The sequence below is a fragment of the Micromonospora sp. NPDC093243 genome, from assembly GCF_044753725.1.
Lineage (GTDB): Bacteria > Actinomycetota > Actinomycetes > Mycobacteriales > Micromonosporaceae > Micromonospora.
Window position 1 is genome coordinate 1 of record NZ_JBIVNT010000012.1, and the last position, 21,211, is coordinate 21,211.

The following is a 21,211-nucleotide window of genomic DNA, read 5'->3' on the forward strand; positions in this document are numbered from 1 at the left end:
CCAAGGCACGAAGCCAGTCAGAGCAAGAGTCACGTCCGCTGCCGCCGACCATCAGCCCATCATCTGCGGACCGACCCGGCCAGCCTCACAGTCAGATCAGGCGGAGCTGGCGGTCCTTCGGCCGGCGGGGCTCGGTCTCGCCGAACCGCTCGAACAGGCCCGGGTCGATCACGTCGAGGAACGGCGAGGGGGCGCAGTCACGTTCCGCCCCCTGCCGGGTGCGGCGGGCCGCGTGGCTGACGTAGAGCCGGTCCTGGGCGCGCGTCAGCCCGACGAAGAAGAGCCGTCGCTCCTCCGCGACCGCGTCCTCGTCCGGGGTCGAGCCCGGCCAGCGCAGCGGCAGCAACCCGTCCTCGGCGCCGACCAGGAAGACCACCGGGAACTCCAGCCCCTTGGCGGCGTGCAGGGTGAGCAGCGTGACCGCCTCGGCGCGCGGGTCCAACGCGTCCACCTCGGCGCCGGTGGCCAGTTGGGAGAGGAAGAGCGGCAGGTCGTCGCCGCAGCGCCGGGCCAGCGGGGTGAGCAGGTCGACCGCCGCCCGGACCTCCTCGGGCCGTACCACGCCCGAGCCGTCCAGGGTGGGTGCAGCGAACCGCTCGGCCAGCACCTGGCCGGCGAGCCGGACCCGCGCCGGCAGGCCGCCGCCGAGCCCGTCGGCGTGCCGCAGCTCCCGAGCGATCGCGGTCACCCCGGGGCGGTCGCGCAGCCGGTCGTGTGAGCGCTTCTGCACCGGGATGTTGGCCCGGGCGAGCGCGTCCACGATCGGCGCGGCCTGCGAGTCGGTGCGGTAGAGCACCGCGATGTCGGAGAAGGAGAGCGAGGTGGACCGACCGTCGATCCGGCCGGAGTCCAGCGACCGGTGCGACAGACCGCCGACCAGCTCGTCGATGGTGCGTACCAGGAAATCGGCCTCGTCGGCGACGGAGGCCGCGGGATAGCGGCCGACCAGCGGGGCCTCCGGGTCCAGCCGGGCCGGGTCCAGCCGGCGGCCCCGGACCAGCGACGACGGCGCGATGGCCTGCACCGCGGCGGCCAGGATCGGCGCCGAGGATCGGTAGTTGCGGTTCAGCCGGACCAACCGGGCATCGGTGAAGTCCTGCGAGAAGCGCAGGAAGTAGCCCACGTCCGCGCCGCGGAACGAGTAGATGGCCTGGTCCGGGTCGCCGATCGCGCAGAGGTTGCCGTCCGCGGGGCTGAGCAGCCGCAGCAGCTCGTACTGCACGGCGTCGACGTCCTGGTATTCGTCGACGAAGATCCAACGCCAGCGGCTCCGGTAGCGCTCGACAAGCGTCCGGTCCTCGCGCAGCAGCGCCACCGGCAGGGTGAGCAGCTCGTCCAGGTCGACCAGGTCCTGCTTGCGCAGCAGCGCGGTGTACACCGCCGGGTCGTCGCCGGCCTCGCTCCGGGCGGCCGCCCGGTCGGCGTCGTCGGCGATCCGGAAGTCCGCGGGCAGGCCGGCGGCGTCGGCGTTCTCGCGGAGGATGGCCAACCCGAGCGAGTGGAAGGTGCCGACCGTGACGTCCTCGGCGACCGGGCCGAGCAGGCCGTCGAGGCGGTGCCGCAGCTCCTCCGCCGCCCGCCGGGTGAAGGTGATCGCCAGGCACTGCTCGGGAAAGACGTTCAGCTCGGCGCAGAGGTACGCGATCCGGTGGGTCAGCGTCCGGGTCTTGCCGGTGCCCGGGCCGGCCACGATGAGCAGCGGGCCACCCGGCGCGGAGGCCGCCACCCGCTGCATCGCGTCGAGTCGGTCCAGCAGGCCGGTGCCGACCTCCTCCATGCCGGCGAGCATCGGCTCGAACGGCTCGTGCGGCGAGGGCGGCGGGGCGATCGGAGGCGGCGGCGCCGCCGGCTTCCGCTTCGGTTCGGCCCTGGCCGCCGTCGGGCGCTTGGCCCGCGGCTTCGACGCCGGCTCCGTCGGCTTCCGCTGCGCCGGCACGGGTACGTCGAAGAGCGTCTCCGCCTGCGCGCTGCCCGACTGCCCGCGCAGCTCGGCCGGGTCGAAGAGGGTGATCACGCCGTACTCGCCGTCGTAGCCGGGCACCCGGCGGACCTCGCCCCGGCGCAACCGACCGATCCCCTCGCCGAGCAGCTCGCCACCGACCCGGGCGAGATCGTCGAGCGGGGTGCGGGTCAGGATCTCCAGCTCCGGGCCGAGCGCGGCGAGCAGCTCGTTGAGCTTGCCCTCCACCTTCTTGGACCGGGCCCCGACGCCGTTGATCTCGCCGAGGATCTCGGCCAGCGGAACCAGGTGGGTCACCTCGCGGGCGTGCGCCGGGCGGTGCCCCACCGGCCGGTCGGCCAGCTCCTCGACCCGGCTCAGTACGCCCACGGTCAGCGGCTTCCCGCACTCCGGGCAGCGCCCGCCGGCGGCCCGGGTCCGCTCCGGGGACCAGCTGACTCCGCAGAGCCGGTGGCCGTCCGCGTGGTACTTGCCCTCCTCGGGGAAGAACTCGACGGTGCCGGCGAGCCCGTCGCCGGTGCGCAGCGCGTCCCGGACCGCGAAGTAGTCGCGGGCGGTGGCGAAGACGGTCGCCTCCCGGGCCAGCGCCGGCGGGGAGTGCGCGTCCGAGTTGGACACCAGCCGGTACGCGTCCAGGCTGCCGACCCGCCAGTTCATCTCCGGGTCCGACGACAGGCCCGTCTCCACCGCGAAGATGTGCTCGGCGAGGTCGGCGTAGCAGTCGGCGATCGCGTCGAAGCCGGACTTCGAACCGAGCGCGGAGAACCAGGGCGTCCAGATGTGCGCCGGCACCAGGTAGCCGTCCGGGCTCGCCTCCAGCGTGATCTCCAGCAGGTCGCGGGAGTCCAGGCCGAGGATCGGGCGGCCGTCCGAGCCGAGATTGCCGATCCGGCCGAGCGCGGTGTTGAACCGCTCGACCGCGTCCAGATCGGGCAGGTAGATCAGGTGGTGCACCTTGCGGGTCCGGTCGTCCCGCTTGTAGATCGTGGAGATCTCCACGCTGAGCATGAACCGGACGGGGTCGCTCTCGGCCTCGCTCGCCAACCGGGGCGGCAGCCGCCGGGCGATGTCCCGCTCCGCCTCCGGGCTGAGCCGGTAGAGGCCGGGCTCGGCCGGGTGCAGCGTCTCGCGCAGGTGGTCGTACCAGGCGGGATGGGTGAAGTCACCCGTGCCGAGCAGGCCGATGCCCTTGCGCCGGGCCCACCAGCCGAGGTTCGGCAGGGTGAGGTCGCGGCTGCACGCGCGGGAGTACTTCGAGTGGATGTGCAGGTCCGCGACGAACGGCGGGAGGCCACCGGGGGGTGCGGCGCTGAACGGAGGCACGCCGCATCCTGTCACGCCCGCCCAGGCTGCCGCCCGCCGCCACGCACACACGTGACCCGCGCAATCCTCACTTCTGACCGGCGGGTGCCGCGACCGGTCAGGGGGCGCGGAGCTCGACGAGGGTGATCTGGGGGTTGGCGCCGACCCGCACCGGTGGACCCCAGAAACCGGCGCCGTTGGTGACGTAGACCTTGGTGCCGTCCACCTCACCCAGCCCGGAGACCACCGGCTGCTCCAGCTTGACCGCGAGGTTGAACGGCACCATCTGACCGCCGTGGGTGTGCCCGGAGAGTTGCAGGTCGACGCCGAACTTCGCCGCCTCGACCGCGGCGATCGGCTGGTGGGCGAGGAGCACCACCGGGCGGGCCGGGTCGCGGTCACCGAGCGCCGCGGCGTAGTCCGGCCCGGCGGCGGCGCTCAGCTGCGCCCCGGACACGTCGTTCACGCCGGCCAGGTCCAGCACGCCGCCGCGCGCGGGGATCTCCACCCGCTGGTTCTGGAGCACCCGCAGGCCGAGCCGGTCCACCTCCCGCACCCACTCCTCCACCCCGGAGTAGTACTCGTGGTTGCCGGTGACGAAGAAGTTGCCGTAGCGGGAGCGCAGGTCGCGTAGCGGGGCGGCCGCCTCGCCGAGCTCCGCGACCGTACCGTCGACCAGGTCGCCGACCACCGCGACCAGGTCCGCGTCGAGCCGGTTGATGGCGGCGACGATCCGCTCGGTGTGCCCCCGACCGAGCAGCGGCCCGAGGTGGATGTCGGAGACGGTGGCGATGCGCAGGCCGTCCATGCTCCTGGGCAGCTTGGCCAGCGGGATGCGTACCCGGTCCAGTTCCGGCGGGCCGAAGGCGTTGCGCACGCCGTACCCGGTGACGCCGACGGCGGTGAGGCCGGCGAAGATGGCGGCCCCCCGGGCGAGCAGCAACCGGCGGGACGGGTCGTGGTCGGGCTGCGCGACCGCGTCGGCGGCGGGCGGGTCGGCCGGCCCGGCGGCGCCGACGAGCACCGGCTCGGGCGCGGCGGCGGTCGACTCGGCGGCGGTCACCCGGCGGCGCAGCACCAGCCGGGCCACCAGCATCGGCACCTCCAGCACCACGAGCAGCACCAGCAGGTAGAACATCAGCGCGAGCCAGAGGTAGCCCGGCCAGGCCAGCCAGTGCAGCTTGGCCCGGGTGCCCACCAGCGCGGCGGGTACCAGCAGGGCGAGCACCACAGCCGTGACGCCACCGATCCGGCGCCAGCGGCCCGGCCTGGTGGTGTCGCGAACCAGCCGCTTCCACAGGTAGAGGTGGATCAGGCCGGTGATCAGGGCGATGGTGCCCACGAACGCCAGGACCGACAGCACGTACGCCTCCTTCAGCCGCCCGCGAAGGGGGGCAGGACGTCGATCGTGGCCCCGGCCGGCAACGGCGTCTGACGATCATGACAGGTGACGCCGTCGACGAGAAAACTCGCCACCCGCAGCACGGCGGCGAGCCGGTCACCGTGCCGTTCGGCCAACTCGGTCGTGAGATCGTCGAGCGACCTTCCGCCGGGTACGGCCTCCTCGGTGCGGCCAGCCGCCGCCCGGGCACCGGCGAAGTAGCGGACGGTGAACTGCGCGGCCCCGACCGGCCGCGTCGGGTCGGTCACCGTCACCCTCCGATGGCCGACATCGGTCGGGCCGGTTGCAGGAAGCTCGGATCGTCGATGCCGTGCCCGGCCCGCTTGCCCCACATCGCGCGCCGCCAGCGGTCGGCCAGGCCGTCGTCGTCGGCCCCGCCGCGCAGCGCGCCGCGCAGGTCGGACTCCTCGGTGGCGAAGAGGCATGCGCGGACCTGGCCGTCCGCGGTCACCCGGGTCCGGTCGCAGTCACCGCAGAACGGACGGGTGACGCTGGCGATCACGCCGACCCGGGCCGGGCCGCCGTCGACCAACCACGTCTCGGCCGGCGCCGCCCCCCGCTCCGCGGGATCGGTACGCAGGTCGAACTCCCGGCGCAGCGACGCGAGGATCTCGTCGGCGGTGACCATGGCGGCGCGGTCCCAGCCGTGCTGCGCGTCCAGTGGCATCTGCTCGATGAACCGCAGCTCGTAGCCGTGGTCGAGGGCGAACCGGAGCAGCGCCGGGGCCTCGTCGTCGTTGACGCCGCGCATCAGCACGCTGTTGATTTTGACCGGGTTCAGGCCGGCCGCCACCGCGCCGGTCAGGCCGGCCAGGACGGCGTCGAGCCGGGGCCGGCGGGTGAGGTCGGCGAACCGGGCCGGGTCCAGAGTGTCCAGGGAGACATTCACCCGGTCCAGCCCGGCGGCGCGCAGCGCCGGTGCGAGCCGGTCCAGACCGATGCCGTTGGTGGTCAGCGAGATCGTGGGGCGCGGTTCGAGAGCGGCCACGGCGGTGACGATGTCGACCAGCCCGGGGCGGATCAGCGGCTCACCGCCGGTGAACCGCACCTCGGTCACGCCGAGCTGCTCGACGGCGACCCGGACCAGCCGGACGATCTCGTCGTCGGTCAGCAGCTCCGGGCCGGCCAGCCAGGGCAGCCCCTCGGCCGGCATGCAGTAGGTGCAGCGCAGATTGCACTTGTCGGTCAGCGACACGCGCAGGTCCCGGGCGACGCGGCCGAACCGGTCGACGAGGACGCCGTCGGTCGGTATGGCGACGCTCACGTGTCGACCGTAGCGCGCCCGACCCCGTTCAGGGCGGCTCGGGCGGCGCGGGTGACCGCATCGCGGTATCCGGCGCCGAAGAGCGCGGTGTGCACCAGCAGCAGGTGCAGCTGGTGCAGCGGCACCCGTTCCCGCCATCCCTCGGCCAGCGGCCACGTCTCCTGATAGGCGGCGAGGATCCGGTCCAGGTGCGGCGCGCCGCCGAAGAGCGCCAGCTGGGCCAGGTCGGTCTCCCGGTGCCCGCCGTGTGCGGCCGGGTCGACCAGCCAGGCCCGGTCGTCGGCGCCCCAGAGCACGTTGCCCGGCCACAGGTCACCGTGAATCCGCGCCGGTGGCTCGTCCCCGCCGAACTCGCCGACCCGGTCGATCACCGCCTCGACCAGGGCCGCGTCGGCCACGGTCAGCGCCCCACCGGCCACCGACTGGCGCAGGTACGGCGTCAGCCGCCGCCGGGCGAACCAGGCCGCCCAGGTGCCGCCCTCCGGCGTGTTGTCCTGGGGCAGCGCCCCGATGAACCCGGTCCACTTCGCCCCGAAGGTCGGCGCGCCGGCCCGGTGCAGCGCGGCCAGCTCCCTGCCGAACCGCTCGGCCGCCTCCGGGCTCGGCTCACCGGGCTGCACCCATTGCAGGGCGAGCAGCTCCGGCAGCACCACGATCACCTCGGGCACCGGCACCACGTCCGCAGCTGCTGCGTTGCCGGCCGCGGCCAGCCAGCGCAGCCCGGCCGCTTCCGCGGCGAAGAAGCCCTCCGGCACCGGTCGCCCGGCGCGCTCCGGCCAGGTCTTGGTGAAGACCGAGTGGCCGTCGTCCAGGGTTAGTCGGGACGCGGTGCAGATGTCCCCGCCGGCGACCGGCGTCTCCCGGATCCGTTGGTGGGTCAGGAACGTCGGCAGGTGGGCCGGATGCGCGCGCAGGTACGCGAGGTCCATCAGCGCACCGTAGCCCCTCCCGCCGAGCGCCGTGGCATACGCGGCTGAGCAGGCGAAATACTCTCCGTGTCTGTGGATGGACGGCGTGTCGTCCACAAGGGCTGCGCGGCGTCCGCGTCGGGTCGCAGGCTGCCTCCATGTCCTCGACCGACCGCCCCCGGCTCGCCGTCCGCTCGCCCGCCGACCTCATCGCCGCCGTGCCCTACCTGCTCGGCTTCCACCCCGCCGAGAGCGTGGTCGTGGTGGCGCTGCGCGGTCGGCAGATCGTCTTCGCCGCCCGGGCCGACCTGCCCGAGCCCACCGCCGACCCGGCCGGCCCGGCCCAGCATCTGGCCGGCGTCATCCACCGTCAGCGCGCGGACGCCGCCACCGTCGTCGGCTACGGGCCGGCGGGGCAGGTGACCCCGACCGTCGACGCGGTCCGCGCCGCGCTGACCGAGGCCGGCCTGGTGCTGCTCGACGCGCTGCGGGTCACCGATGGCCGGTGGTGGTCCTACCTGTGCACCGAGGCGGGTTGCTGCCCGCCGGAAGGCCGGCCGTACGACCCGGGCGCCAGTCAGGTCACCGCGTCCGCGGTCTTCGCCGGGCAGGTGGCCCTGCCCGACCGGGCCGCCCTGGCGGCGCAGGTGTCGCCGGTGCAGGGCCCGGCCCGGCTGGCCATGCGGCGGGCCACCGACGACGCCGAGCGGCGGCTGGTGGGCCTGATCGAGCAGGCCCCCGGCAGTGACCTGCTGGGCGGACGTGCACTGCGCGCCGCCGGGGTGGCGGCGATACGCGACGCGCTGCGCCGGCAGCGCCGGGGCGAGCGCCTCGACGACGCCGAGGTGGCCTGGCTGACCCTGCTCCTGACCCACCTGCCGGTACGCGACCACGCCTGGGAACGCACCGACGGGCGGGACCGCGACATCGCCCTCTGGACGGACGTGCTGCGCCGGGCCGAGCCGGAGCTGATCGCCGCCCCGGCGAGCCTGCTGACCTTCGCCGCCTGGCGGGCCGGCCAGGGCGCGCTGGCGGCGGTCGCGCTGGAGCGGGCGCTCGCCGTGCACCCGGACTACTCCCTCGCGCTGCTCCTGGACGACCTGCTCCGCCGGGGCATGCCGCCCTCCGAGCTGGACGGCTGGCCGGCGGTCGGGCTGCCCGGCGTGGTGCGCCGACGCAAGCGGAGCCGCCGCGCCGGGCGCTGACCGGCCGGGACCGCCGTCCATCGAACGATGTACGCCAGGTTCGTTCCCCTGGTCGACTCGGCGCGGCCCGCGCGACCGGAGGATGGTCAGGTGCCCGTACCCCCCTTGGTGACCAGATGAGCGTCGGACTCCTGCTCTCACTCGCCGGGCTGGCGTTGATCGACAGCACCAGCATCGGCACCCTCTTCATCCCGATCTGGCTGTTGCTCGCGCCGGGCCGGGTCAGCGTGCCGCGGATCCTGGCCTACCTCGGCACGATCGCCGCCTTCTACCTCGCGGTCGGGCTGCTGCTGGTCTGGGGTGGCACCCGGCTGGCCGACGCGCTCGGCGGGGCGCTGGACCAGCGACCGGTGCTCTGGGCGCAGTTGGCGCTCGGGATCGCGCTCTTCGCGCTCAGCTTCCGCTACGACGGCAAGCGACGGCGACGCTCCGGCGGGGTGCTGCGCTGGCGCGACCGGGCCACCAGTGGGGACTCCTCGGCCCGCTGGCTGGTCGGGTTGGCGCTGCTCGCCGCGTTGGCCGAGGTGGCCACCATGCTGCCGTACCTCGGCGCGGTGAGCCTGCTGGCGTCCGCCGATCTGGGCGCGCCGACGGTGGCGGCGCTGCTGACCGGCTACTGCCTGGTGATGGTGGTGCCGGCGGTGCTGCTGCTCGCCGCCCGGGTGGCCGTACCGAGGCTGGTCGAGCCGGTGCTGGCCCGGCTGAACGCCTGGATCACCGAGAAGGCCGGCAGCGCGCTCGGCTGGGTCCTCGGCATCGCCGGCTTCCTGGTCGCCCGCGACGCCGCCCTCCGGCTGGACCTGTTCGACCTGCTCAACCGGTGAGGATCCGGCTCGGGCCGGCGTAGACGTTCATCGTCCGGCCGCGCAGGAAGCCGACCAGGGTCATCCCGGCCTCCTCGGCCAGGTCGGCGGCGAGGGTGCTCGGCGCGGAGACCGCCGCGAGCAGCGGCAGCCCCGCCATCCACGCCTTCTGGGTCAGCTCGAAGCTCGCCCGCCCGGACACCAGCAGCAGATGCCCGGCCAGCGGCAGCCGGCGTTCCCGCACCGCCCAGCCGACCACCTTGTCGACGGCGTTGTGCCGCCCCACGTCCTCGCGCAGCACGAGCAGCTGCCCGTCCGCGGTGAACAGGCCCGCGGCGTGCAGGCCGCCGGTCCGGTCGAAGCCGCGTTGCGCCGCGCGCAGCCGGTCGGGCAGCTCGGCGAGGAGGGCGGCCGGCACGGTGAGCGGATCGTCGGCGACGGGGAAGAGTGAGCGGGTCCGGACGGCGTCGATGCTGGCCTTGCCGCACACCCCGCACGAGCTGGTGGTGTAGAAGTTCCGGGCCGGGTCGGTGGCCGGCTCCGGCACGCCGGGGCTGAGCACCACGTCCACCACGTTGTACGTGTTCGGGGTCTCCGCCCCCGCGCAGAGCTGCGCGGTGTGCACGTCGTCGGTCGACCGGATCAGCCCCTCGGTCAGCAGGAAACCGATCGCCAGGTCGAGGTCGTCGCCGGGGGTGCGCATGGTCACCGCGAGTGGTTTACGCCGGCCCGGCCCGGCCGCACCCACCCGGATCTCCAGCGGCTCCTCCACGGCCAGGTTGTCCGGCCGACGGACCGACGGGCCGGCCACGCCGTCGAGGTCGATCCGGAGTACGCCGCGTCGGTCAGTCGCCCGTCCCATCCCGCCATCCTGCACCCCGCGTCCGGGCGTCCGCACGGCTACCGTGACCGGATGGGAACGTACGCGGCGGTGGTGCTCGCGGGCGGCGCGGCCCGGCGGATGGGCGGGGTGGACAAACCCGCGCTCGCGGTCGGCGGCCGGCCGATGCGCGACCGGGTGCTCGCCGCGGTCGCCGACGCCGAGCCCCGGATCCTGGTCGGGTGGGCCGATCCGGTCCCGCCCGACGTACGGGTCACCCGGGAGGAGCCGTCCGGCGGTGGGCCGGTGGCCGCCGCGGCGGCCGGGCTCGCCCTGCTCGATGCGGGCACCACGACGGTCGCCCTGCTCGCGGCTGACCTGCCGTTGCTCACCCGGGACGCGGTCGGCGTGCTGCGGCGCGCGCTGGACGAGCCGGTCGGCAACGACGCCCGCTTCGCCGACGGCGCCCGCTTCGCCGACGGCGCCTGCTTCGTTGACGACGACGGCCGGCGCCAGTCCCTCTGCGGGGTGTGGCGGGTGTCCCCGCTGCGGGCCGCCGTGGACCGGCTCACCGCCGCGCGGGGCGGCACGCTCGCGGGCGCCTCGGTGCGCGCCCTGCTGGACGGGTTGACCGTGCGGGAGGTGGCCTGGGCCGGCGAGGGCCCGCCGCCCTGGTTCGACTGCGACACTGACCAGGACGTACACCGGGCGGAGGAGTGGGCGCGATGACGGTGATGGACGACTGGGTCACGGCGGCCTGCGCCGAGCTGGGGCTCGACCCGGCCGAGGTGCCGGTGTCGGCCGTGCTCGACCTGGCGAAGGACGTCGCCCACCAGGTGATCCGCCCCGGTGCGCCGGTCTCCGCGTACCTGCTGGGGGTGGCGGTGGGGCGCGGCGCCGACCCCGCCGGCGCCGCCGCGCGGCTCAGCGCGCTGGCCGGGAGCTGGCCGGTCGAGCTCGGCGCCGACCGGGCCGACCCCACCGCCTCCTGACCGCCCGGGAGGCCCGACGGGAGGCGTCCGCTTCGCGCCGCCCGGTGTCACACCGGCCTCAGCAGGGCTTTCCTGGCCCGGATCGGCCGATCTGACCGGTCCGCCGGTAGCTGCTGTCCGATCACGGTCGGGGCTGATTCGGCTTCCCGGTCCCGTGGGTAGGGTGACCTTGACGGACGGAGGCGATCATGACGGCAGACCACCCCTCGGTGCCGACCGGTGAGCCGTCCGGCGGCGCGCCGACGCAGCCGGAACAGCACGAGTCGATCCTGCTCGACGAGCCGAGCACGGCCGACCTGCGGGCCAAGGTGACGCAGGCCTGGCAGGAGTTCGCCCGTGCGCTGGCGGCGCTGCTCCCAGCGCTGCCCACCGGCGCGCACGTCGAGCTGACCCTCGATCCGACCGCCTCCGGCACCGGCGACGCCGTCTACTCGATCAGCGTGGACGTGGGCGCCGACGGCCGGCTCGCCGCCCGGGCGGTCGGCAACGCCAGCCTGCCGCAGGGCTACCGGCTGGACCGCAGCGCGGTGGCGGACATGATCGCGCTGGGCTGGTCGCCGCCGGGGGTCGTCGAGGGCTCCGGCGAGTCCTTCGGCCTGGACGGCACGACGGCGGCGTCGACCCGGATCGCCGCCCTGCTCTCCCGGACCCTGCGCGACGTCTACGGTGCGCCGCACCCGGCCTTCCTGGTCTACCTGATCCACGACGCCGAGGGGGAGCCGCTGCCCGGCGAGCCGCTCGGCACCGCGCGTAGTGAGTTCGGCCCGGACCACGACGTCGAGGCCGACCTGGACGAGGCGCTGGCTGAGGCGGCCGCCGCCCAGCCGGAGCAGGCCGGCGTGCTGGCGCTGGAGGAGCGGGTACGCACCGTCGTCTCGACCATGCTCAAGTCCGACTCCGACCGCCTGCAGGTGGATTCCGACGGGGACATCAACATCCGTTCCGGCTCGGCGATGGTCTTCGTCCGGGTCCGCGACAATCCGCCGCTGGTCGACGTCTTCTCCCCGGTGCTCACCGAGGTCGAACCGACCGAGCGGCTCTACGTTCGGCTATCCGAACTCACCAACCGGATGCCGATCGGCCGCCTCTACTGCGCCGACGACACCGTCTGGGCGTCCATCCCGGTCTTCGGCCGCAACTTCCAGGCCACCCACCTCATGCTGGCGGTGCAGGTGATGACCGGGCTCGCCGACGAGCTGGACGACCGGTTGCACGGCGAGTTCGGCGGCAAGCGGTTCTTCGGCGAGAGCGACAAGCCGGTCCGCCGCGACCAGGGCGAGCACCGCACCGGCATGTACCTCTGAAGAGGCGGCGCGCCACTGGTCAGTGGAGGTCGAGCAGGGTCTTGCCCACGGTCGCTCGGGACTCGATCGCGGCGTGCGCGTCGGCCGCCCGCTCCAGCGGGAACCGCTGGCCGATCACCGGCCGCAGCCGTCCGGCCGCCGCCTCCGCCAGGGCCTGTTCGGTGTACGCGCGCAGCCGCGCCGGCGGTACGTCCGGCCGGAGCAGCGCCACCTTCCGGGCGATGGCGTCCTCCGGCGGCACCCCGGCCCACTCGCCGCTGGCCAGGCCGAAACTCACCATCCGGCCGCCCGGGTCGAGCAGCTTGAACGCGGCCCGGCCCAACTCGCCACCGACGCCGTCGAAGACCACGTCGACCCCGTCGGTGGCGGCGCGGACCTGGTCGGTCCAGTCCGGCTCGCGGTAGTCCACCGCGACCGCCGCGCCGAGCTCGGGCAGCAGCGACACCTTGCGCGGCCCACCGGCGAGCGCGACCACCCGGGCGCCGGCGGCTGCGGCGAGCTGCACCAGCAGGCTGCCCACCCCTCCCGCGGCCGCCTCCACCAGCACCCGCTCGCCGGGCCGGAGGTCGACCGCGTCGATCAGCATGGTCGCGGTGCGCCCGTCGGCGAGCAGCGCCACCGCCGCGTCGAGCGCCAGCGGATCGGGCACCTCGATCGGCGCGGTCGCGTCCACCGTGACCCGCTCGGCGTAGCCGCCGGAGCCGCCGGTGGAGCTGACCACCCGGCGTCCGACCAGCGCCGGGTCGACGCCCGTGCCGACGTCGGTGATCGTGCCCCCGACGCCGTTGCCGGGGATCAGCGGTGGGCTGCCGCCGAACGGCCCGGTCCGGCCGGCCCGGAACTGGGTCTCCACGAAGGTGATGTTGGCGTGTGCCACGTCGATGAGCACCTGGCCCGGCCCGGGCACCGGGTCGGGAGCCGGGCCGGGCACCAGCACCTCGGGTCCGCCGAACCCGCGCAACCAGATCGCTCGCATGACTCCCCCTCGGGTCTCCGGTGTCGAGTCGACACCCTCAACCCGCCTTGAGGTCAAGCCCGGTGGTGGCGGGTGAGGCCCGGAAACCCCGAGAACCGGACCTCACCCGCCGGGGGAGGGAGGATCAGGTCGAGGGGAGCCGACCACCGCCGGCGAGCGGGCCGAACGCAGCCGGCGTGCCGACGACGGCGATGAGGGCTACCCGTGTCATGGCCGGTTCGACGGGCTGCGCCCGGCAGCGGTTCCACGGTGGGCCACTGGTTTTCCGTCACGGCCCGGCCGGGTGCGTGCGCCGGCCGGTCAGCCGGCGGAGGGGCCGACGCCCGGTGACTCGACCAGCCGGGAGAGCACGATGGTGCTCCGGGTGGAGGTGACGAACGATTCGGCGCGCAGCCGCTCCAGGGCCGCCTCGAGGTGGGCGATGTCGGCGGCGCGCAGGTGCACGAGCGCGTCGGCCTCGCCGGAGACGGTGTAAGCGCCGACCACCTCGGGGTGCCGGCGGGCCGCCACGCCGATCTGTGCGGGGGTGGTCCGCCCGGCGCAGAAGAGCTCGACGAACGCCTCGGTGGTCCAACCGACGGCGGCCGGGTCGACGACCGCGGTGAATCCCCGGATCACCCCGGTGGCGCGCAGCCGGTCGACCCGTCGCTTGACTGCGGGGGCGGAGAGTGACACCCGGGTGCCGATGTCGGCGTACGACGCCCGGGCGTCGGCGACGAGCAACGCAATGATCCGCTGGTCAACGGCATCTATCTGCAACGTTCCGCCTCTTGGAAGCAATGGTTGTGGCTGTTACCAAAGTTCTACGGTACCTACTCTTGGTCACCGTGAACCAGCAGCGAGTGCCGCGAAAGCGGACATATCTCATGTGCTCCCCTGAGCACTTCGCGGTCGAGTACGCGATCAACCCGTGGATGGACGTGACCACCCCGGTCGACTCGGCGTTGGCCGTGAAGCAGTGGGACCGGCTGCGGGAGACCCTGGTCGGTCTCGGCCACGAGGTGCACCTGCTGACCCCCGAGCGCGGTCTGCCGGACATGGTCTACGCCGCCAACGGCGCCTTCGTGGTGGACGGCACCGCCTACGGGGCCCGGTTCAAGCACGAGCAGCGGGCCGGCGAGGCCGCGGCGCACCGGGCGTTCTACGAGGAACAGGGCTGGCGGTTCATCGCCCCGAGCGAGACCAACGAGGGCGAGGGTGACTTCGCGTACGTGCCGGAGGCGCACGGTGGGCTGATCCTCGCCGGGCACGGCTTCCGCACCGAGCTGCCGGCGCACGCCGAGGCGCAGGAGGCGCTCGCCCGGCCGGTGGTCTCGCTGCACCTGATCGACCCGCGCTTCTACCACCTCGACGTGGCGCTCGCCGCCATCGACGACACCAACGTCGTCTACTTCCCCGGCGCGTTCTCGGCGGCCAGCCAGCGGGTGCTCACCCAGCTCTTCCCGGACGCGGTGATCGCGGACGACGAGGACGCCATGGCCTTCGGGCTCAACCTGGTCAGCGACGGACTGAATGTGGTGCTCAACAGCGAGGCGACCCGGCTCGCCGGCAAGCTCAAGGCCGCCGGCTACCACCCGGTGCTGGTGGACCTGGCCGAGCTGAAGAAGGGCGGCGGCAGCGTGAAGTGCTGCATCGCCGAGCTGCGCCACTGACCGCCCGTACGACCGGCGTACCAGCAGGGGCCGGCCTCCCGTCGTGGAGGCCGGCCCCTGGCGTGCGGGTGGCGGGGCTCAGCCCAGGGTGGCCAGCTCGGTGATGACGACGTTCGAGATCAGCTGACCCTCGCGCTGCGCCTGGCGCAGGTACCACTTCTGCTGCGGCGTACGCGGCTGGTTGAACTGCCAGATGCCGCGCGGGCTGTCGATCTGCCCGAGCTTGCCCAGCGCCAGGTTGACCTGCTGCGGGTTCGGGGCGTCGCCGGCCAGGTCGATCGCCTGGTGGAGCACCTGCGCCGCGTCGTACGACGCCATCGCGTAGGTGGTGGGCGACGAGTTGTGCTTCTTGCGGTAGGCGGAGGCGAAGTCCCGGTTGGCCGCGTTGTTCAGGTCGGCCGAGTAGTTCAACGCGGTCTGGATGTTGAGCCCGTCGTTCTTGAGGGTCTCCAGCGCGGTGCCCTCGGTGAGGAAGCCGGGGGCGTAGACGGGCCCCTTGTAGCCCTCCTTGCGCAGCTGCCGGATGAACTCGACACCGGCGTCGCCGGCGAAGAAGCAGAAGATCCCGGACGGCCTGCGGCCGATCGCCTTGCGGATGTCCTGGACGTACGCGGTGGCGCTGGGCTTCGTGGTGGGGTTGGTCCAGATGACGGAGCCCGAGATGCGCGGGTCGCTGGCGCCGAACTCCTGCCGGAAGCCGCGGACCACGTCCGGGCCGCCGACGTTCTCCGGGATGATCATCGTGATCCGGCTGCTCGCCGGGAGCTTCTCCTTGAGGTAACGGCCGAGCGCCCGTCCCGCCTCGTCCAGCACGTACGAGGTACGCCAGATGTAGACCACGCTCTGGAGGCTGCTGGGGGAGGCGTTGGAGCCGATCAGCGGCACCCGAGCCTGCTCGACCGTGTCCCGGATGCCGAGCATGACGGCGGAGTTGACCACGCCGGTCAGCGCGAGCACGCCCTGCTTGAGCAGATCGTCGACGGCAGCCTTGCCGGACTTGGCGGTCTCCCCCTCGTCCGCGGTGATCAACGTCACCGGGTGCCCGCCGAGTTGCTGCTGATGCAGATCGAGGAAGAGCTGGAACCCGTTGGTGATCTCCTCGCCGATCGCCTTGAAGCCGCCGGCCTGCGGTGCGATGAGACCGATCTTGATCGGGCTCTTCGGCCCGGCCGCCGGAGCGCCGTCGGTGTCGTCGCCGCACGCCGCGACGAGTCCGGTCGTACCGAGCGCGGCCAGCAGTTGGAGCGCCCGCCTGCGGTTCATCTGGGACACCGAGTTCCTTCCGAGGAGCGTTGCAGGGCCTGAACGCCCCTTCGGCGTTCTACCTGGTCGGCGACGCTGCGTCAATCGGCTGCTGATCATCGTGTAGGGACTGCAATACATCGACGATCACCGGCCAGGCCGCAGACTCCGGATCGATAAGCCCGAAATGCTCGCATTCCGGGAGTTCGAGAAGGGTGATATCGGTACCAACCGCGCGGGCCTCGGCGACGAAGCTTCGGCTCATCGCGACCGGCACCTGCCGGTCCAGGGCACCATGGACAACTACTGAGCGTGCCTGCATCGGTACCAACGACCGTGGATCGGCGGTCGCGTACCGCTCGGGAAACTCAGCCGGCCCCCCGCCGAGCAGCGCGGCCACCGCCCCGGAGTCCAGGTCCCGCCGGTACGCCTCGCCCAAATCGGCGACCGGGGCCAGCGCCAGCACCCCACCGACCGTCGCCGGCGCGGTCGCGGCGACGTAGAGCGCCAGGTGCCCGCCGGCCGAATGACCGACGAGGATCGGCGCGGCGGCCGACACCCGGCCCGGCATCGCCGCGGCGGCCAGCCGGGGCAGCTCCGCCACGCCGGTCAGCACGTCGGTGAACGTGTTCGGCCAGCCGCCGTCGGGCTGCCCGGTGCGCCGGTACTCCAGCTGCGCCACCGGATGACCCAGCGCGGCCAGGGCCGCCGCCATCGGGCCGGTGTGTCGCCGGTCGTACTCGGCCCGCCAGAAGCCGCCGTGCACCACCACGACCAGCGGTCGCGCCGGGCCGGACCCGGCCGGCAGCCGCAGATCGGCGATCTGGTCCGGATGGTGGCCGTACGCGACGGTGCGGTCCGGTTCCGGAGCGGGCCGGGTGAGGACGGCGCGCGGGTCGGCGGGCATGGCGCGACGGTAGCGCGCCCCGCCCGGGTGGTTGCCGGGTGGGAGTCGGTCCCGGCGAGCGTGGACGGGCGCCACTGGGTAAAGATGGATCCCATGACCGAAGCGCGCTCCGCTGGACAGAACAACGAGCCGGACCACGAGGACACCGGCCACTCCGGCACGGTGGTGGTGGTCGGCCCGGACGGCCAGCCGGTCGGCACCATGCAGGCCGACGAGGGCCAGGGGGAGGACCCGACCCGCCTGGTCGAACAGCCCGCCAAGGTGATGCGGATCGGCAGCATGATCAAGCAGCTGCTGGAGGAGGTCAAGGCCGCCCCGCTCGACGACGCCAGCCGGCACCGGCTGCGGGAGATCCACGCCCGGTCGATCGTCGAGCTGAAGGAGGGCCTCGCCCCCGAGCTGCGCGAGGAGCTCGAGCGGATCTCGCTGCCCTTCACCGAGGAGAGCGCGCCCAGCGAGGGCGAGCTGCGGATCGCCCACGCCCAGTTGGTCGGCTGGCTGGAGGGGCTGTTCCACGGCATCCAGGCGGCGCTGGTCGCCCAGCAGATGGCCGCCCGGGTGCAGTTGGAGCAGATGCGCTCGGGGCGCCAGGCGCTGCCGAGCGGGCCCGGCGGGATGGCGCCCGGGATGCCCGGGATCGGGCAGCCCGCCGGTGGCGAAGGCCACAGCACCGGGCAGTACCTCTGAGCCGACCGCCGCGCCGCCGGCGCGGCGGGCCCGCTCACCCCACGTCGAAGATCTTCTCCAGGTACGCCGCCACGCCGTCCTCGGAGTTCGCCACGGTCACCTCGTGCGCGACCTTCAGGACGGCGGGGTGCGCGTTCGCCACCGCCACCGCCCGACCGGCCCAGGCCAGCATCGGCACGTCGTTGGGCATGTCGCCGAAGGCCAGCACGTCCCCGGCGTCGACGCCGAGCCGGGCGCAGTACCAGGCCAGCCCCGCCGCCTTGGTCACCCCGGCCGCGGAGATCTCGACCAGGCCGGAGTAGGACGAGTGGGTGGCTTCGGCCAGGCCCTGCAGGGCCGTGGCGACCAACTCGACGAAGGCGTCCGGGTCCTGCTCCCCGGCCCGGGCGAGCAGCTTCACCGCCGGCGCCGCCAGCAGCTCCTCGGGCGTCTCGACGGCCCGGATCGCGTCGGCGTCGGCATCCCAGCGCAGCGGGTAGTGCGCCTCGTGTCGCATCTGCCGGCTGTCGATGATCTCCACCGCGAAGCTGATTCCGGGTACCTCCGCGCGCAGCCGCCGGGCCACCTCGGCGAGCAGCTCCGGGGCGAGCGGATCAGCCCGCAGCACCTCGTCGTTCACCGGGTCGTAGACCACGGCACCGTTCGCGCAGATCGCCGGCAGCGGCCCGTTCAGCTGGTCGTACACCATCTTCAGCCAGCGGATCGGGCGGCCGGTGACCAGCACGACCGGCGTGCCCTGGGCGGCGATCCGGGCCAGCGCCTGCGCGGTACGCGGGCTGAGCGTCCGGTCGTCCCGCAGCAGCGTGCCGTCGATGTCGGTGGCGACCAGGCGTGGCGTCTCTCCCATCACCGGGAGAGTAGTCGGTCCAGGTAGACCGCCACCCCGTCGTCGTCGTTGCGCAGCGTCACCTCGTCGGCTGCGGCGCGCACCGTCGGGTGGGCGTTGGAGACCGCCACCCGGGACCAACCGGCCCAGTCGAACATCGGCAGGTCGTTGGGCATGTCGCCGAAGACCAGCACGTCACCCGGGTCGACGCCGAGGGCCTGCGCCACCACGGCCAGCCCGGTCGCCTTGTCCACCCCGGGCGGGCAGATCTCCACGAAGCCGAGCCCGGCCTGGGTGAGCGTGGCCACCTGGGCCGGAATGATCCGGCGAGCCACCGCGAGCAGCTCGTCCACGTGGTGGTCCGCGGTACGAGCGAACGCCTTGATCACGTCGGTGGCAAGGCACTCGGCGCGGGTGCGCGCCTCGAACCGGTCCTGGTAGGGCCAGCTCGGGTGGTAGTCGCCCCAGAGCGGGGCGTCGTGCTCGTCCGACGCCTCCACCATTACGGTCAGCGGGCCCACCTCGGCCTCCAGGTCGGCCAGCAGCCGGGCGAGCACCTCCCCGGGAAGCCGCTCGTCGCGGAGCACGATCGGGCCGGCCGGGTCGCTCTGGTCGACCACCCGGCCGCCGCCGGCCATCACCAGGAAGTCGGCCGCGCGGATGTCGTTGCGGGTCAGTTCGGTCAGCCGGGGCCCGCGGCCGGTCGCGCCGACCACCGGAATCCCGGCGGCCCGCACCCGGTCGAGCACCCCGTGGGTGTACGCGGAGACGGTGTCGTCGCTACGGACGAGCGTTCCGTCAAGATCGGTGGCGATCAGCTTGGGCAGTCCCGGGCGGGTCATGGTTCCTCCTTCGCCCGCCGCCGTCGCAGCCAGCCGTTTCAGTGGTCGATCATCGACCCGGAGTGACGGCGGGCAGCAACCGTACCTCGGTCAACTCGTCGCAACCATGGCTTCCAGGCGAATCAGACGCCAACCCCGGGCGCACACCGATCTCCGACCGCCCGTCCGGCTGCTTCCTACCCGGCGGCACCCCTTCGGTCGTACGGTGGACGGATGGCGGTGCGCGACTGGCCGGCGGTGGAGCCGATCGAGACCGAGCGGTTGGTGCTGGAACCGCTCCGGGTCGAGCACGCCGCGGAGATGGCCCCGCTGCTGCGCGACGAGCGGCTGCACGAATACATCGGCGGCGAGCCGGCCAGCCTGGAGCAGCTACGCGCCCGGTACGCCCGTCAGGTCACCGGGCAGTCGCCGGACGGCAGCCAGGGCTGGCTTAACTGGATCGTCCGGCACCGGGAGAGCGGGCAGGCGGTCGGCACCGTGCAGGCCACCGTCCGGCTCGACGGTGAACGGACGGTGGCCGAGCTGGCCTGGGTCGTCGTCGCCCCGCAGCAGGGCCGCGGCTACGCCGGAGAGGCCGCCGCGGGCATGGTCGGCTGGCTCGACGGGCACGGCATCCGGGCGTTGATCGCCCACGTGCACCCCGACCACCGGGCCTCGGCCCGGGTCGCCGAACGACTCGGCCTGCGGGCCACCGAGACGGTGGTCGACGGCGAACTGCGTTGGGCCACCACCTGACGGCCGGCCCACCCGGAGCTGCTGCGAGCGCCGCCATTCCGCCGGCCGCCGGGCGGCGGGCGCCGGCCCGGGGCCGGGCGACTCAGTGGGAGGACTCCGGGCGGGCGAACGGGACGGTCGGTTGCACGGTGAGGTCGGCCGGCTCGGCCGGCCCGTCATCCGGTAGGTCGCCGGCCGGCCGGCGACGCCGCCGGAAGACCGGCTGGGCCGAGGCGTCGGCGTCGAACGGGCCGAGGTTCGGGGCCAGCCACAGCGCCCCGCCGAGCAGCACGCAGGCGACGAAGGCCATCACCAGGCCCCGGCCGTACTCGACCTGGAAACCGTCCTCCACCGCGTAGAAGAAGGTGCGCTGCCCCGCCTTGTCCAGCGTGAAGGCCGACGCGGTGAGCAGCGCCAGCAGCGCCCCGGCCAGGGCGAGCCCGGCCAGCCGGGTGTTCGCCCGGACCGCCGGGGTGCCCCACAGTACGACCGCCACCGCGCAGGCCAGCGCGAGCAGCCCGACCAGGTAGGCGACGCCGAAGCCGGCGACGTCGGAGACCCCGGCGGGCACCCGGACCGACTCGCCCCTGGGGCCGGCGTTGGGCAGGGTCATCACCGACCACTCGCCGATCAGCGAGGCGACCGCGGCCACCGCGCCGAGCCCGGCGAGCAGCGGCGGCAGGCGGCGGTCCCGGCCCAGGTCGGCGAGGACGCGCCCGCGCCGCGCAGCCGGTGCCGGCTCGGTGGCGCCCCACTCGACGACGGCCGTGCCGTCGGACCGGTCGTCCTGCCGGGGGATAGGCAGTTCTCGGGACATCGGCCATCCTCTCGCCGGTCACGCGCCTGCCCCGAATCATGGCACAGCGGACGTCGGGTGACGGGGATCGCAGGAGGGGCGTCGACCGAGGCCGTCGCAGGCTGGTCGGCTTTCCGCTAGCGTCGGTGCATGCCTATCCGTACCGCTTCCGCACGTTGGCAGGGCAACCTCACCGAGGGGTCCGGCACGATCCGCACCGGCAAGGGCGGGATCGAGGGGAACTACTCGTTCAAGTCGCGCTTCGAGGAGGGCGAGGGCACCAACCCGGAGGAGCTGATCGGCGCGGCGCACGCCGGCTGCTTCTCGATGGCCTTCTCCAAGGCGCTCGCCGACGCCGGTGCCACGGCGACCTCCGTCGAAACCACCGCCAAGGTGCACCTGGACAAGACCGACGCCGGGATGACCGTGACCCGGATCGAGCTGGAGACCGTCGGCCAGGTCCCGGGCATCGACGAGAGCGAGTTCCAGAAGCTCGCCGAGGCCGCCAAGGCGAACTGCCCGATCTCCCGTCTGCTCTCCCCGGGCGCCGCGATCACCCTCACCGCCCGCCTCGCCTCCTGACCCACCGACCGCCGCACCTCCACGGAG

At 73.8% G+C, this 21,211-nt stretch carries 22 protein-coding genes; 9 read left to right on the plus strand and 13 right to left on the minus strand.

The genetic code is table 11. The features are described 5' to 3' along the window. Positions 1 to 91: 91 nt before the first annotated feature. The 5 genes from ACIP9D_RS30555 to ACIP9D_RS30575 form a co-directional block, all read right to left on the minus strand. Positions 92 to 3,283, minus strand: coding sequence for a UvrD-helicase domain-containing protein (locus ACIP9D_RS30555; RefSeq protein ID WP_350876730.1), 3,192 nt, complete (start codon positions 3,281 to 3,283; stop codon positions 92 to 94). 97 nt (positions 3,284 to 3,380) lie between these two features. Continuing rightward, on the minus strand, positions 3,381 to 4,625 hold the full coding sequence (locus tag ACIP9D_RS30560) for a metallophosphoesterase (protein ID WP_350876732.1): 1,245 nt from the start codon (positions 4,623 to 4,625) through the stop codon (positions 3,381 to 3,383). Between the two features lie 11 nt (positions 4,626 to 4,636). Further along, a complete protein-coding gene (locus tag ACIP9D_RS30565; protein WP_350876734.1) occupies positions 4,637 to 4,912 on the minus strand; it encodes a MoaD/ThiS family protein in 276 nt (91 codons plus the stop codon). Between the two features lie 2 nt (positions 4,913 to 4,914). Then, positions 4,915 to 5,928: a GTP 3',8-cyclase MoaA gene (gene moaA, locus ACIP9D_RS30570; protein WP_350876736.1), complete on the minus strand. Its 1,014-nt coding sequence runs from the start codon at positions 5,926 to 5,928 to the stop codon at positions 4,915 to 4,917. After that, positions 5,925 to 6,857, minus strand: coding sequence for a fructosamine kinase family protein (locus ACIP9D_RS30575; protein WP_350876738.1), 933 nt, complete (start codon positions 6,855 to 6,857; stop codon positions 5,925 to 5,927). Before ACIP9D_RS30575 ends, moaA begins: the two co-directional genes overlap by 4 nt. Before the next feature lie 137 nt (positions 6,858 to 6,994). Between ACIP9D_RS30575 and ACIP9D_RS30580 the strand changes: the two genes are divergently transcribed. Beyond that, on the plus strand, positions 6,995 to 8,041 hold the full coding sequence (locus ACIP9D_RS30580) for a DUF4192 domain-containing protein (RefSeq protein ID WP_350876740.1): 1,047 nt from the start codon (positions 6,995 to 6,997) through the stop codon (positions 8,039 to 8,041). 116 nt (positions 8,042 to 8,157) lie between these two features. Then, on the plus strand, positions 8,158 to 8,865 hold the full coding sequence (locus ACIP9D_RS30585) for a GAP family protein (protein WP_350876742.1): 708 nt from the start codon (positions 8,158 to 8,160) through the stop codon (positions 8,863 to 8,865). Here the strand turns inward: ACIP9D_RS30585 and fdhD are convergent. Then, positions 8,855 to 9,706 carry a formate dehydrogenase accessory sulfurtransferase FdhD gene (gene fdhD, locus ACIP9D_RS30590; protein WP_350876744.1) on the minus strand — a complete coding sequence of 284 codons (852 nt, stop codon included), beginning with the start codon at positions 9,704 to 9,706 and terminating at the stop codon, positions 8,855 to 8,857. The two genes, ACIP9D_RS30585 and fdhD, sit on opposite strands and share 11 nt — an antisense overlap. 51 nt (positions 9,707 to 9,757) lie before the next feature. On the opposite strand from fdhD, the gene ACIP9D_RS30595 reads away from it, so the two are divergent. The 3 genes from ACIP9D_RS30595 (at position 9,758) to ACIP9D_RS30605 (ending at position 11,960) form a co-directional block, all read left to right on the plus strand. Next, positions 9,758 to 10,393: an NTP transferase domain-containing protein gene (locus ACIP9D_RS30595; RefSeq protein ID WP_350876746.1), complete on the plus strand. Its 636-nt coding sequence runs from the start codon at positions 9,758 to 9,760 to the stop codon at positions 10,391 to 10,393. Continuing rightward, a complete protein-coding gene (locus tag ACIP9D_RS30600; protein ID WP_350876748.1) occupies positions 10,390 to 10,656 on the plus strand; it encodes a DUF6457 domain-containing protein in 267 nt (88 codons plus the stop codon). The genes ACIP9D_RS30595 and ACIP9D_RS30600 overlap by 4 nt, the downstream gene beginning before the upstream one ends. A gap of 188 nt (positions 10,657 to 10,844) precedes the next feature. Further along, positions 10,845 to 11,960: a T3SS (YopN, CesT) and YbjN peptide-binding chaperone 1 gene (locus ACIP9D_RS30605; protein ID WP_350876750.1), complete on the plus strand. Its 1,116-nt coding sequence runs from the start codon at positions 10,845 to 10,847 to the stop codon at positions 11,958 to 11,960. A 19-nt stretch (positions 11,961 to 11,979) separates the two neighbouring features. Here ACIP9D_RS30605 and ACIP9D_RS30610 read toward each other — a convergent pair whose 3' ends face one another. Both ACIP9D_RS30610 and ACIP9D_RS30615 read right to left on the minus strand, forming a co-directional pair. After that, on the minus strand, positions 11,980 to 12,936 hold the full coding sequence (locus tag ACIP9D_RS30610; RefSeq protein WP_350876752.1) for a zinc-binding dehydrogenase: 957 nt from the start codon (positions 12,934 to 12,936) through the stop codon (positions 11,980 to 11,982). A 300-nt stretch (positions 12,937 to 13,236) separates the two neighbouring features. After that, positions 13,237 to 13,695 carry an Lrp/AsnC family transcriptional regulator gene (locus tag ACIP9D_RS30615; protein WP_091593913.1) on the minus strand — a complete coding sequence of 153 codons (459 nt, stop codon included), beginning with the start codon at positions 13,693 to 13,695 and terminating at the stop codon, positions 13,237 to 13,239. 59 nt (positions 13,696 to 13,754) lie between these two features. Here ACIP9D_RS30615 and ddaH point away from each other — a divergent pair, with 59 nt between their 5' ends. Then, entirely contained in the window at positions 13,755 to 14,588 is an 834-nt protein-coding gene (ddaH, locus tag ACIP9D_RS30620) for a dimethylargininase (RefSeq protein WP_350876755.1), read from the plus strand. Between the two features lie 78 nt (positions 14,589 to 14,666). On the opposite strand, the gene ACIP9D_RS30625 is transcribed toward ddaH, so the two are convergent. Continuing rightward, complete coding sequence (locus tag ACIP9D_RS30625) at positions 14,667 to 15,860, minus strand: ABC transporter substrate-binding protein (RefSeq protein ID WP_350876757.1); 1,194 nt, start codon at positions 15,858 to 15,860, stop codon at positions 14,667 to 14,669. 49 nt (positions 15,861 to 15,909) lie between these two features. Continuing rightward, positions 15,910 to 16,737 (minus strand): alpha/beta hydrolase, encoded by an 828-nt coding sequence (locus ACIP9D_RS30630; RefSeq protein WP_350876759.1) that lies wholly within the window; start codon positions 16,735 to 16,737, stop codon positions 15,910 to 15,912. 84 nt (positions 16,738 to 16,821) lie between these two features. Here ACIP9D_RS30630 and ACIP9D_RS30635 point away from each other — a divergent pair, with 84 nt between their 5' ends. Beyond that, the gene (locus ACIP9D_RS30635) at positions 16,822 to 17,424 is read left to right on the plus strand and encodes a bacterial proteasome activator family protein (RefSeq protein WP_350876762.1); all 603 of its coding nucleotides are present in this window, start codon (positions 16,822 to 16,824) and stop codon (positions 17,422 to 17,424) included. 34 nt (positions 17,425 to 17,458) lie between these two features. Here ACIP9D_RS30635 and ACIP9D_RS30640 read toward each other — a convergent pair whose 3' ends face one another. Both ACIP9D_RS30640 and ACIP9D_RS30645 read right to left on the minus strand, forming a co-directional pair. Then, positions 17,459 to 18,271 (minus strand): HAD family hydrolase, encoded by an 813-nt coding sequence (locus tag ACIP9D_RS30640; protein ID WP_350876764.1) that lies wholly within the window; start codon positions 18,269 to 18,271, stop codon positions 17,459 to 17,461. Continuing rightward, a complete protein-coding gene (locus ACIP9D_RS30645; RefSeq protein ID WP_350876765.1) occupies positions 18,271 to 19,092 on the minus strand; it encodes an HAD family hydrolase in 822 nt (273 codons plus the stop codon). The genes ACIP9D_RS30640 and ACIP9D_RS30645 overlap by 1 nt, the downstream gene beginning before the upstream one ends. Positions 19,093 to 19,305: 213 nt before the next feature. Here ACIP9D_RS30645 and ACIP9D_RS30650 point away from each other — a divergent pair, with 213 nt between their 5' ends. After that, positions 19,306 to 19,827: a GNAT family N-acetyltransferase gene (locus ACIP9D_RS30650; protein WP_350876767.1), complete on the plus strand. Its 522-nt coding sequence runs from the start codon at positions 19,306 to 19,308 to the stop codon at positions 19,825 to 19,827. 82 nt (positions 19,828 to 19,909) lie between these two features. Here the strand turns inward: ACIP9D_RS30650 and ACIP9D_RS30655 are convergent, their stop codons facing one another. After that, positions 19,910 to 20,623 (minus strand): hypothetical protein, encoded by a 714-nt coding sequence (locus tag ACIP9D_RS30655; RefSeq protein ID WP_350876769.1) that lies wholly within the window; start codon positions 20,621 to 20,623, stop codon positions 19,910 to 19,912. A 129-nt stretch (positions 20,624 to 20,752) separates the two neighbouring features. Here ACIP9D_RS30655 and ACIP9D_RS30660 point away from each other — a divergent pair, with 129 nt between their 5' ends. Continuing rightward, complete coding sequence (locus ACIP9D_RS30660) at positions 20,753 to 21,184, plus strand: OsmC family protein (protein ID WP_350876771.1); 432 nt, start codon at positions 20,753 to 20,755, stop codon at positions 21,182 to 21,184. Positions 21,185 to 21,211 lie beyond the last annotated feature (27 nt).